Genomic DNA, 12,068 nt, shown 5'->3' on the forward strand with positions numbered 1-12,068 from the left:
AAATGTTGTGGTAAGCATCTTCATTGGCTGATCTTAAACTCAATTTTAACTTGTTGATTAGATTGCTTCACCGCAGAGCCACCTTCGATTTTGGGTTGATATTTCCAATGTCTTAATGCTTGAACCGCCGAACGAACAAATGCTTTACTCGGTTTCGCTTCAATCACTTGAATATCTTCTGGTTTGCCACGCCCATCAATGGTAAATGACATCACTACATAGCCTTCTACCCGACGTTGCAGCATCCGAGCCGGATAAGTCGGTTGGGCGCGATATAACGGCATCGCTTGTTGTTGCTGCCCTATCTCGCCTGTCACCGCCGCCACACTCGGACCATTTGCCATTGTGCTATCTATGGTTGGCATATTGACGGAAACGCCAAAATCCGACAGCGCCAAGCTGGTGTCTAGCGAGGCTTGTTGAGCATTAACCTGACGACTGACCATAGCAGGGTTAGACGGTGTCGATAACGCTTGCGTCTGCGCTAGTAGTTGAGGCTGATCGGGCACTTTGGGCGGCTCAGGCAGTTGACGTTGACGACGCTGAGAGCTTGAGTCCTTATCTTGCATCACCATATCAAACATCACTGCTGGCTGATCATCGCCAACATTCGATTTAACACTTCCCACCATCCATGACATAAAACAAAACAAGGCGATAGCGGTGATGAAAGCTAACGGCAACGCAATACACATCCGCTTAAAAGCATGGTGTTGATCGTGCTGTGGATTAAACATATTCATCGCGATTTGATTCACCTTACTGCTTGGTTTGGGTCGCAATGGCGATTTTATTAATGCCAGCCCCTTTGGCCGCGTCCATCACTTCAACCACAGTGCCGTTATAAGCATGTTTATCCGCTTGGATCACAAGGCTGGCTTGTGGATCATCCATCATCAGTTTTTCTAATGTGGCTTGGACCCGTTCGACATCCACTCGGCGCTTATCAATGTAAACATCATTGGCAGCCGTCACCGCCACAAAAATACCACTGTTGCTTTGGCTGGTAGAATGCGAGGCGGCTGGGCGATTCACTTCCATGCCAGATTCATGCACAAACGAGCTGGTCACGATGAAGAAAATCAACATGATGAATACGATATCGAGCATCGAGGTAAGATCGACTTGTGCTTCTTCTTTTGCTTTTGTGGGACGAACTAATCTCATTCGCCGCTCCTTAATTGTTGTTCTAAGTGCAAAGCTTTCCGCGTGGCCACTTTCACTAATCGAGAATGGGCAAACATGCCAGCCAACGCAGCTACCATACCGGCCATAGTAGGAAGGGTTGCCATTGAAATACCGGAAGCCATCAATTTTGGATCACTACTGCCTGACACCGACATTAAATCGAACACGGTGATCATTCCGGTCACGGTTCCTAATAACCCGAGCATTGGGCATAAACTCACCAAGACTTTGATCAAGTCTAAATGTTGAGTCAGCATCATATTGGCTTGCTGCAACATGCCTTCTTTTTGCGCTAAAGCAAACCAAGAGTCATGTTCCAAGCGACATTTCCAACGAGCAACCCAAGCGGCTTTGGCGTGTTGATAGGAAAAACTCAAAAATAGAATTCTTTCAATGATCAATAGCCAGCAAACAAACACCACAGCTGCAAGCCACCACAACACTTGTCCGCCGCGCGCCATAAAATCCCACAAAGGCGAAGAAAATAAATCTGGCAACATACTAGCAAGCCAAGTCATTACCCACCAACCGGCACGGGGTTATTTTCATTACGCGCATCCGATTCTTTCTCTGCTCGCTCAGCCACCAAACTCACACCTTGTTTTTCTAGGGTGTTACGAATGCTTTCCGCACGATTAGATAAAATGTTATGCGCCAGTAATAATGGCATTGCCGCCACCAAACCTAATACCGTGGTGATCAACGCCATCGAAATCCCCCCCGCCATCACTTTAGGATCACTATTGCCAAACTCAGTGATCACTTGGAAGGTTTCGATCATGCCGGTAACGGTACCAAGTAGACCTAACATCGGTGCTAATGCCGCAAACAATTTCAGCATAGATAAACCGCGTTCGAGCCCTTGTTGTTCATCTAACACAGTTTCAAGTAAGCGTAATTCTAATGATTCTACCGACTGTTTTTTCTCTTTTTGATACACATTTAAAATGCGACCTAATGGGTTATCGGTTGGGGTTTGGGGGTGTTTTAATTGTTTCGAAATCTGTTGCTGGGTTTGCATCAGTTTCACGCCGCGGATCAGGGCAATAATCAAACCAATCGCCAGCAAAGCTAAGATGATTTTTCCCACCACTCCAGCTTGCTCAATCCGTTGCATTAAAGTCGGTTGATTGGCAAATTGCGCCAATAATACCCCGCGAGTCGGATCGAGTAATACCGCTTTATTACCTTCTTTTAACTTTGCAGTTAAGCTTTCTAAATTAGGCGCATCAGAAGGCAGCGCGAGATAATTAGACGCTTGCTGACGAGTGAAATCCCAATTCAAATACCCTTTTGAGGACACTAAACCGATATCTCCTAGACGAATAGCGGGCATGGTTGAGGTTTTGCCATCTCCTTCCACATACGAAATCGACACCGAACTTAACTCACTGCTAGTACGTATTTTATAGCTCATTGCCTGCCACAAATCAGTCAGTAAAGGCAAAGATGGCAGAGCATCGGTGCTGATCACTTTGTTTAATTGTGCGTCAAAACGTTGACCTTGCTTGCCTAATAATGAGTCTTGATAGTTGCTTTGCACTTCTTTGGCCGCCAGACGCACGACGCCAAATAATTCGCCTAAACTGCCCGTAGCCAGTTGTAATGTTTTGCTTTTTTCTGCCAAGATTTTTTCATTGGTGGCAAATGTCTCACTCAGCTGGGCGTTTTGTTTTTCTATTTGGGCTAATTGTTTTGCCAGTTGATCGCGTTGAGATTGTAACTTCGCACGTTGCTCGGCACTAAGTACCACTCGTTGATGGTTATGCTTATTTTCAACGATTTGTTCTGCTTTTGCCTTAGCACTTAGCGACGATAAGTCATTGGCGTTTGCATTATTTACATTAACCGTATTGGCATTCACACCGACAGAAAAGATCATACTCGCCGTCAAGATCAATGAGGAGATAACAGCATTTTTTTTAATTAATTGGCCCATAAGAGACATCATTATTTGGCCTCCAGTGGGTGAGATTGGTCTTGAGCTTTAGTTTGAGATTCAAGTTTTGAAAGCGACAAGGGCAAATTCAATAAGCTTGGCGCTTGTTGTTTACTGGCCAGTGCATAGGCTTTATTGATCTCAACTCGCTGGCTGCTGTCCACCGCTTGCCACTGCTTTGATGCTTGTACCCATAACCAAATATGCTCGGTATCTTTACTGCGCGCGAGTAAGCTCACTCGGCCTAAATACAACAGATCGACTTGGCGAGTATCATTATTGGCAAGGGTAATTTCGCCTTCATACGATCCCAATTTAGTGCCGTAATCAATTTCAATTTGATAAGCCTCTAAAATACGACGATATTTTTCAGCTTCAGAAATGTCGGCGCGCCCCATCAATAATTCAAGATCGGCTAGACGTTGTTCACGGCTTGCCATTCGCACCGGTGTGCCTTGGTGAATAAGCGATTTATAACCATCGAGCATGTAATACATCAATGGCACCACACCTTGGCGAGTTTTGGCTATCTCTTCAATTTGAGCTTGGGTGGCGATTTTTTCTTGCTCTTGTGACGCGACCAGTTTGGTTAAATGTTGTTGATAGATGGTGAGATTATCCACTTGCGCTTGCAGTTGCTCGACCTGCGCTTGCAATTGAAAGCTTTGATCGGAATTTTTATCTATCTTGATCTGAGCCGTTTTGGCTACTTGATTGGTGTGCGCTTGGGTACTGCGGGCGGCATCAAGGCTATCGGCTTGCACCGTTAATGATGTCGCCAATGCCGCCAAGGCAAGAGAAGAAGTAACAGGAGAATAACGAAAAAACAGCATGATTAAATCCGTCTAGAGTAAATTTAGCGATACCTTTTTAGGTATAAAGCAAGTTAGCATTTTCTTAACGCAAAGTATTCTAACTTAACCAAACCCAAAAGTTAATGATAATAATTACCATTAGCAATTAAATTTTATCGTCTATTGATATAAATCATTTTAATCTTCTATACTAAACAGACAAGGAAGTTGATTCTTCTCATAAGGACCCCTTTCACTACAAGTGAGGTCAGCATGAAAACTTCAATTCTGCTTGTTATTACTTTAGCTTTTTCTACTTTCTCTTTTGCCGAATCAATGCAAGGCAAAACAGCGCCTAGCATAAATACTTCGGTCACTACACCGAACCATATCGATGCTCCAGTAGATGATAATAATAAGAAACGATAAATGTCTAAGATACAAAAAAGCCGCTGAACATTCAGCGGCTTTGTTTTGTCATATTCTTACGTCATTTATTGCGCGTTAGCTTCACGCTCTGCAATAAACGCTAGCGCCATATTGATACGAGTCACAACACGCGCTTTACCAATCAATTGCATGGTGGCATCAACCGATGGAGATTGACCTCCGCCAGTCACGGCAACGCGCAATGGCATGCCGATTTTACCCATGCCGATTTCAAGATCGCTGCATACTGCTTCAATCACGCCGTGTAGGCTTTCAGTGCTCCAATCGGTTAACGCTTCAATTTTGCTCAGCGCGAGTTCTAATGGACCACGAGCGACACCGCGTAAGTGCTTCTTAGCGGCGCCAGCTTCAAATTCTGCGAAATCTTGATAGAAGTAACGAGATTGCTGCGCCAATTCAATAAGAGTATTACAACGCTCGCCCACTAAGGTGATCACATCCGTAATGGCAGGACCGTTATCAAGGCTGATTTGTTGTTCATCTAAATGCCATTGAAGGTACTTAGCGACATATTCTGGCTCAGAGGTTTTGATGTAGTGGTTGTTTAGCCAAAGCAGTTTATCGGTATTAAAGGCCGACGCTGATTTGCTGACGTTATCTAGGCTAAAGAATTCAATCATCTCAGCTTGAGAGAAGATTTCTTGATCGCCATGAGACCAACCTAAACGCACTAGGTAGTTATTCAGTGCATTCGGTAAGTAGCCTTCGTCACGGTATTGCATCACGCTAACCGCGCCGTGGCGTTTTGAAAGCTTCGCGCCATCGTCACCTAAAATCATCGCACAATGGGCAAAAGTCGGAACCGGTGCGCCAAGGGCATTATAGATATTGATTTGGCGAGGAGTATTGTTGATATGATCTTCACCACGAACCACATGGGTGATCGCCATATCCCAGTCATCCACCACCACACAGAAGTTGTAGGTTGGCGCGCCATCGGTACGACGAATGATTAAGTCATCTAATTGGCTGTTGGCAATTTCAATGCGACCACGGATTTGATCTTCAAAAACCACACTGCCTTCGGTTGGATTGCGAAAACGGATCACGCATGGATCACCTTCTGTTGCGGCTTGGTTTGCTGCCACAATTTTAGGGTGTTTGGCATCATAACGTGCCATTTCTTTATTCGCTTCTTGCTCGGCACGGATCTCATCCAGCAATTGTTTTGACGCGTAACATTTATAGGCTTTGTCTTCGCTTAGCAGTTTATCAACCATTTCATTATAACGGTCGAAACGTTTGGTTTGGTAGTAAGGACCTTCATCCCAATCTAGCCCCATCCATTGCATGCCTTCTAAGATCGCATCCACAGCCGCTTGAGTAGAACGTTCGATATCAGTATCTTCAATACGCAAAACAAATTCACCACCTTGGCTTTTGGCGTATAACCAAGAATAAAGCGCGGTACGAGCACCACCGACATGAAGATAGCCAGTTGGACTAGGAGCAAAACGTGTTTTAACCGTCATTTAAGTTACCTTTTTGAAACGTGCACAGATAAGATTTGCCAAACTCGCGAATAGACTCAAATAATAAGGCTATATAAGGCGAAGGCAGTAAGTTGCGCGTATTCTACCATTCAATTTCAAACACTCAAATAGCAATCATGAATTCGGCTAACAAGTAGCCCCCACAGGGATATTCAAATAAAGCAGCAGTGTCAATTAAGCCGAGTATAGAAAAAGGGAGATGATCCTTGCGGACTATCTCCCTTTTTGTTTTACATACTCTATGTCTAGAGTATTCGCTATGTCCGTTTTTTAGTCTTGAAATTCTGTTTTTTATTCAAAAATGAACGTCAATATCGACATGATTGCGGCCCTAACCATTGCCGAAAAACGGCACTCATGGAATCATTACTGACTCCATAAGTGTGTTGCTCTATTGCCTTTTTACATTATTATTTAATGCCAAAAGGAACGGTTAATGTCACCTTCAAGTCATTTTCATCGTTGAAGCCATTTGAGTACACAACCCAATCTGCTGTATTAGAGTCATTGACGTAATGGGTGTAGTAGATACCGAAAGTCGCACCTTCTAACGCACCACTTTGGATTGCATAGTTTGCAAACGCACTACCCGAGTATTCCACTAGGTCATCCGATCCTTCGTATTCAGCACCAAATGCATAAACACCGTTTAGACCAACGGTTAGACCAGGCGCACCTAGGTCCGAAAGATCACGTTTCAACTCACCGAAGAAGCCAAGTTCGCCATCATGGTTGAAATCCGAACGGTTGTTCCACCAGATATCGTATGCACCGTTAGAACCACCGTAAGCTTCTGTCATACGGTAAGCAAGGTTACCTACGTTATGACGAGTATCTTCAGAATCAGCAGAGGTGTAAGTACTTTCTAAGCGTAAGTTGTATTGGCCAAAAGATTTAGCACTTAAGAAAGCCAATTGGAACGCCGTTTTGTCGTATTGGTTATCATCATCCACTACGTAAACTTGTGGCGATACATACCAACCACCATCGGTCGTCCACTTGAATTTCACGTGAGCATTTTTACGATCGCCTTCCGTCATACCAGCGTATGCAACATCTAACAACATTGCATCGTTGATAGAGTAACGCATACCCAACGAATAGATGTTACCTGCATTTTTTGCAGTAGGTCCGGTACCAGTACGGAAGTTGTATTGTTTTTTGTACCAAGGTGCACGGTATTTATCGACAAACGCGAAACCTAATTTAACTGGACCAAAAGTTGCTCCCGCTTCACCACCTTCATAAGTACCGGCAGCGTAAGACCAGTTAACCCCTAAGGTTGATGGAACACTAGGTTGGAAGTAACCACCACGAGCAGTAATATGCTCGCCAAACTTAAATTTTGCCGCCGCTGTTTGGAATGCACCACCATTATCGGTACAAGATGAATCCCATGTGCCAGTACAACCTGTACGAGTACCAGGATCCGTATCGTATGGATTGTTAACATTCCAGAAGTTCATTTCGTGGTCAGGTGAACCGTTGTTCCACATATCAAAAGTGGTATAAACATTTAAATCGAGACCTGCAACATCACCAATATAGCCAGATTTAAAGTCAAGTGCAGCATAAATGGTACCATGATCTAAATTGGTGTTTTTTGCTGTATCTTTACCGTTACGTCCATCTGTCGTATTGGTACCAGCACGAGTACGGTCACGCATCCAGAGATTAATTGCACCATTAATAGCAGCATCTTCGAAGAAGCCGCCTTCATACGGCTTCTCAACAACCCCTTCACCCGCAATTGATGTATCACCTGATGCCACATCATCCGCAGCCATAGCACCAGTTGAGTATGCAGCCATACCTAGTAGCATTGACGAGACCGCCGCTCCTAATACTGTTCTTTTAAAAACGCTTTTCATATATAACCCCTAATTTAACTTTAATTTTATAATTAATTCCCAGTCGTCCTGACTGTTGTTTGTTGCGTTTCTTACTTAACGTAATTCATCATGTCACCTTTTTTTTAATCGAGAATTAAATCAATAATAAAACTTGATCACCTTCAAATCCGGCAAAGAATAAAAATACATAACCAATTAAAAACAATAAGTTAAGTAAAATATAAAAAAACATAAAGGCCAATCCGATGTGATAAATGTCGCTTACATTTGCTTTTAGAGTGTTTTTTGGTGACGTAGATCACTCAACATTCACAACTATAAACATCCATTTAGACTAAAAAGCCGTCAAAGTTTGAACCAAGCCGCAAATACATCACCGTCAAAAACGTCAATACTCTATTTTTCAGTTGCTTACACTAACCCAATAGATTTCGTTTAATTCCCTCGCCCTCGTGCCATTTACGGAAACTCATACCTTCAAGTTCAAAAACCTGACTAATAAACCACCAAAACACCCACTTAATTAAACTTACCAAATAAGTTTTCTAAGCACGATAAAACGACGGTATATAAAAATAATTAAAATATTGAAATATTGAAATCAACTTGACCATGACGTTGTGGGAAGGTTTATAGTGTCACTAGTTTTCAACTGAAGAGTGTTTGTCATGTTTCAATATCAATTACATCTCACTGGTTTAAATTGCATGGGTTGTGCACGCAAAGCAGAGGCAGCTTTCAATGCGTTGCCCAATACGCAAGTGCAAAGTATTACTCCTACCCAAGCGGTAATCCTCAGCGATGAGACTTGGTTTAGTTTGAATCAAGCCTTAGCCCCTTTTGGTTATGTGACAGCGCAACAACTTCACTTTTCATTATCCGGTTTACATTGCGGTCGCTGTGTAGCCAAAGTAAAAGCCGCGTTTGAGCAGTGGCAAACTGTTGATGAGCTGCAAGTTGAAAAAACGCACCTCTTTATTTGTGGACAATTTGAAGTTGAAGCGGTGATCTCACAGATTGAGGCTCTTGGATTTGAGGCTCAAATAGCGAAATCGAACCAAGACGACATCCCTGCTGAAGCAATGTCTACTGAAGCAATAAAAGCAGAGCGCAGTAAAGTAGCGGTCGATGAGAAGAAAAGCGAAGAAGCCAATTTACACTTTATTATTAACGGCATGACCTGTGCCAGTTGTGTGTCATCGGTAGAAAAGTCGATTACCCAAATCGAGGGCGTAACCAAAGTACAAGTTAACTTAGCCGAGCAAACCGCGTGGGTTACCGCCCCGACAATTTCAGCAGATAAGGCAACTATTATCTCGGATGCGATTAAAAACGCCGGTTATCAAGCTGAGTTAGTGATTGATGAAGCGAGTATGCGTGAGCAGCAACAAGCCAAATTTCAACAGAGCTTAAAAATCAACCAAAATAATGCCATTGCCGGTCTTATTATTGGTACACCATTAATGGCTTGGGGAGTATTGGGCGGCAATATGATGATCCGAAATAGCGCCGACCAACTGACTTGGGGCGTGATTGGGCTAGTTTGCTTAGCTTTACTCGCCACCGCAGGGCGACCATTTTTTAGCAATGCGTGGCAAGCGCTGCAACATAAACGCGCCACTATGGATACTTTAGTGGCATTAGGCACTGGCGCGGCATGGTTTTATTCTATGTTAGTGGTTGTCACTCCGAGCTGGCTCCCCGTTGAAGCAAGGCATGTGTACTTTGAAGCCAGCGCGATGATCATTGGCTTAATTTCTCTTGGCCATTATATTGAAGCCAAAGCCAAAGCCCGCACCACTCAATCGCTGCAAGCTTTAATCGACTTACAACCCAAAACCGCCACCGTGATCATTGATGGCATTGATACTCCTCTCGCCATCGAAAAAATCACCGCTGGTATGCAGATCCGCGTGAAACCTGGTGAGCAAATCCCCGTTGATGGCAAAGTGGTACAAGGCGAGTCCTATATTAATGAGGCGATGCTTACCGGCGAACCACTGGCGCCCTACAAGCAAATCGATGATGCCGTATTTACTGGTACCATTAACCAAGATGGCAGTTTAGTGATCCGCGCGACTATGGTTGGTTCACACACCACACTTGCTCGCATTATTAAAATGGTGCGCCAAGCTCAAAGCAGTAAGCCGCAACTGGCAAAATTGGCCGATAAAATTTCAGCGGTATTTGTGCCGGTTGTCGTATGCATTACTATTTTTGCGGCGCTGGTTTGGTATGCGGTTGGCCCTGCGCCACAAGCAAGCTATATGTTGGTGGTGGTCACAACCGTACTGATTATCGCCTGTCCATGCGCATTAGGTTTGGCGACGCCGCTATCGGTGACGGTGGGTATTGGGAAAGCCGCCGAACTTGGCATCTTAATTAAAGACGCCGAAGTTTTGCAAACCGCTAGCAAAATCAATACCGTGGTGTTTGATAAAACCGGCACCCTCACCCAAGGCAAACCTAGCGTTCAGCAAGTTGAGCGGTTTGGATCGCACGATCCAACCGCTATTTTAACGGCGGTGTATCATGTTGAAGCACAATCGGAACACCCTCTAGCTCAAGCGGTTTGTGCTTATATTAAGCAACAGCAAAACATTGATATTGACAATAATCTTGCGGTGACTGGCTTTAGCGCCAAACGAGGTTTAGGGGTTCAAGCGAGCATTTCAGATAACGGTCAGAGCCAAACGGTATATATCGGTAGTCCACGCTATTTACGTCAAAATAATATTGATATCGACGTTAGTAAAACCCAATTAACTCACTTTGAACAACGCGCATTTACCCCGATCGCCGTCGCAATTGATGACCAACTAGTGGCATTGATAGGCGTTTCAGATCCAATCCGTGATGACGCCAAACCTGCGGTAGATGCACTGCAAAAGCAAGGTATCAAAGTGGTATTACTTTCAGGGGATAATCAAAAAGTCGCGCAAGCTATTGGTGATCAATTAGGCATTAAACATGTGATTTCCGAAGTGCTACCACAACAAAAAGCGGAAAAAATCATCGAGCTGCAAAACGAACGCGTTAAGGGAAAACAAGCCAAAGTCGCTATGGTGGGTGATGGGGTTAACGATGCGCCAGCTCTTGCTCAAGCCGATGCCGGAATTGCGATGGGAAGTGGCTCAGATGTGGCGATTGAAAGTGCGCAAATGACCTTATTGCATTCCTCGCCTTTGGCATTAGTCGATGCAATTGAGTTATCCCAAGCCACCGTCGGCAATATTAAACAAAACTTATTTGGTGCATTTGTTTATAATTCTCTGGGTATTCCCGTGGCGGCTGGGGTGTTATATCCTATGTTTGGCTTTATGCTTAGCCCTGTTTTTGCTGGCGCGGCAATGGCATTATCCTCTATTACCGTAGTGAGTAACGCCAACCGTTTACGCTTATTTAAACCAAGCCGAACGCAATATAACTCTAAATCTCAATGAGAATAATCAAATGAATAAATGGTTCAAATTGCCTTGTTACTTGCTCGGTTGCTTACTTGGCAGCCAAGTGGTCAGCACACAAGTTCAAGCTGAACCCTTAATTTGGCAAGCCACCAAAGGCCAGCAAACCTTAATGATGATAGGCACGGTACATATTGGGCAAGCCAGTATGTATCCCCTCCCCAATCAAATTAACCAATTTTTAATGCATAGTGATGGTTTGATTGTTGAAACCGACATCAATCAACCTATGCCGCAGCTTGATTTATCCCACGCAATCGCAAGCAAAAATTATCTATCTTCAACCCAACAGCGCCGCTTAATCACCATTACTAAGCAACTTAATCTCGATCCCGATACGCTCTTAAATCAACCACCGTGGATCGCGGCGATTTCACTTGAAAATGAAAGTTACAAAACCCTCAAACTGCAGCCAGAATTAGGGGTGGATAACATTTTAATGCAGCAGGCACACCAGCAAGGCATCCCTTTGCTGAGCTTTGAGACCTTAGCGCAGCAATTTCATTTACTCAACAATCTGCCTAACGATGGCAAAGACTTACTCACAGATACATTGGAAAACTGGGATAAAGGACAAGAGTTTTATGCTTGTATGCTAGACAGTTGGCAAGCAGGAGATTCTGCCAAACTCAATCAAATGTTAACCGCCACCGAATGGGATGATAAAACCACTCATGCTTTGCTTAATGATCGTAATCAACGCTGGGTAAAACAGCTCATCGACCCTGCTTTTATTTCACCACAAGGCAAGTATGTTATTGCAGTCGGTACCATGCATTTTATCGGCCAGCATAGTGTAGTGGCGCTACTCAAACAACAAGGTTATCAGGTGCAGCAAGTCTCTCACTCCACCAGCACGGATTGTTCATTTGAATAAATTAAATGAT

General features: G+C 43.9%; 10 protein-coding genes. 3 read left to right on the forward strand and 7 right to left on the reverse strand.

The genetic code is table 11. The features are described from left to right. Positions 1-20 precede the first annotated feature (20 nt). From HC723_RS00660 to HC723_RS00680, 5 genes are read right to left on the reverse strand one after another with little or no spacing between them, the layout of a single operon-like run. On the reverse strand, positions 21-743 hold the full coding sequence (locus tag HC723_RS00660; protein WP_190337879.1) for an energy transducer TonB: 723 nt from the start codon (positions 741-743) through the stop codon (positions 21-23). Between the two features lie 16 nt (positions 744-759). Further along, a complete protein-coding gene (locus tag HC723_RS00665) occupies positions 760-1,167 on the reverse strand; it encodes an ExbD/TolR family protein (protein ID WP_153446576.1) in 408 nt (135 codons plus the stop codon). Continuing rightward, positions 1,164-1,706 (reverse strand): MotA/TolQ/ExbB proton channel family protein, encoded by a 543-nt coding sequence (locus tag HC723_RS00670; protein ID WP_153446574.1) that lies wholly within the window; start codon positions 1,704-1,706, stop codon positions 1,164-1,166. The genes HC723_RS00665 and HC723_RS00670 overlap by 4 nt, the downstream gene beginning before the upstream one ends. After that, positions 1,706-3,127 (reverse strand): MotA/TolQ/ExbB proton channel family protein, encoded by a 1,422-nt coding sequence (locus HC723_RS00675; RefSeq protein ID WP_190337880.1) that lies wholly within the window; start codon positions 3,125-3,127, stop codon positions 1,706-1,708. Before HC723_RS00675 ends, HC723_RS00670 begins: the two co-directional genes overlap by 1 nt. An 11-nt stretch (positions 3,128-3,138) precedes the next feature. Further along, positions 3,139-3,960, reverse strand: coding sequence for a DUF3450 domain-containing protein (locus HC723_RS00680; RefSeq protein WP_190337881.1), 822 nt, complete (start codon positions 3,958-3,960; stop codon positions 3,139-3,141). A gap of 234 nt (positions 3,961-4,194) precedes the next feature. Here HC723_RS00680 and HC723_RS00685 point away from each other — a divergent pair, with 234 nt between their 5' ends. Beyond that, positions 4,195-4,350 (forward strand): hypothetical protein, encoded by a 156-nt coding sequence (locus tag HC723_RS00685; protein ID WP_190337882.1) that lies wholly within the window; start codon positions 4,195-4,197, stop codon positions 4,348-4,350. Positions 4,351-4,415: 65 nt separating this feature from the next. On the opposite strand, the gene gltX is transcribed toward HC723_RS00685, so the two are convergent. Together gltX and HC723_RS00695 are read right to left on the reverse strand one after the other, a co-directional pair. Beyond that, complete coding sequence (gene gltX, locus HC723_RS00690; protein ID WP_190337883.1) at positions 4,416-5,843, reverse strand: glutamate--tRNA ligase; 1,428 nt, start codon at positions 5,841-5,843, stop codon at positions 4,416-4,418. Between the two features lie 431 nt (positions 5,844-6,274). Continuing rightward, a complete protein-coding gene (locus HC723_RS00695) occupies positions 6,275-7,735 on the reverse strand; it encodes a multidrug transporter (RefSeq protein WP_190337884.1) in 1,461 nt (486 codons plus the stop codon). A 650-nt stretch (positions 7,736-8,385) separates the two neighbouring features. Between HC723_RS00695 and HC723_RS00700 the strand changes: the two genes are divergently transcribed. Next, entirely contained in the window at positions 8,386-11,160 is a 2,775-nt protein-coding gene (locus tag HC723_RS00700; RefSeq protein WP_190337885.1) for a heavy metal translocating P-type ATPase, read from the forward strand. 10 nt (positions 11,161-11,170) lie between these two features. After that, positions 11,171-12,058, forward strand: coding sequence for a TraB/GumN family protein (locus tag HC723_RS00705; protein ID WP_153446564.1), 888 nt, complete (start codon positions 11,171-11,173; stop codon positions 12,056-12,058). The last annotated feature ends 10 nt before the right edge of the window (positions 12,059-12,068 follow it).

It is taken from the genome of Vibrio sp. S11_S32 (assembly GCF_014694465.1).
In the GTDB taxonomy this organism is placed as follows: domain Bacteria; phylum Pseudomonadota; class Gammaproteobacteria; order Enterobacterales; family Vibrionaceae; genus Vibrio; species Vibrio algicola.

What these genes read in the sequence shown, in the direction of transcription:
- HC723_RS00660 (WP_190337879.1), bottom strand. Translation starts at nt 743, where the DNA reads ATGAATATGTTTAATCCACAGCACGATCAACACCATGCTTTTAAGCGG.
- HC723_RS00665 (WP_153446576.1), bottom strand. Translation starts at nt 1,167, where the DNA reads ATGAGATTAGTTCGTCCCACAAAAGCAAAAGAAGAAGCACAAGTCGAT.
- HC723_RS00670 (WP_153446574.1), bottom strand. Translation starts at nt 1,706, where the DNA reads ATGACTTGGCTTGCTAGTATGTTGCCAGATTTATTTTCTTCGCCTTTG.
- HC723_RS00675 (WP_190337880.1), bottom strand. Translation starts at nt 3,127, where the DNA reads ATGGGCCAATTAATTAAAAAAAATGCTGTTATCTCCTCATTGATCTTG.
- HC723_RS00680 (WP_190337881.1), bottom strand. Translation starts at nt 3,960, where the DNA reads ATGCTGTTTTTTCGTTATTCTCCTGTTACTTCTTCTCTTGCCTTGGCG.
- HC723_RS00685 (WP_190337882.1), top strand. Translation starts at nt 4,195, where the DNA reads ATGAAAACTTCAATTCTGCTTGTTATTACTTTAGCTTTTTCTACTTTC.
- gltX (WP_190337883.1), bottom strand. Translation starts at nt 5,843, where the DNA reads ATGACGGTTAAAACACGTTTTGCTCCTAGTCCAACTGGCTATCTTCAT.
- HC723_RS00695 (WP_190337884.1), bottom strand. Translation starts at nt 7,735, where the DNA reads ATGAAAAGCGTTTTTAAAAGAACAGTATTAGGAGCGGCGGTCTCGTCA.
- HC723_RS00700 (WP_190337885.1), top strand. Translation starts at nt 8,386, where the DNA reads ATGTTTCAATATCAATTACATCTCACTGGTTTAAATTGCATGGGTTGT.
- HC723_RS00705 (WP_153446564.1), top strand. Translation starts at nt 11,171, where the DNA reads ATGAATAAATGGTTCAAATTGCCTTGTTACTTGCTCGGTTGCTTACTT.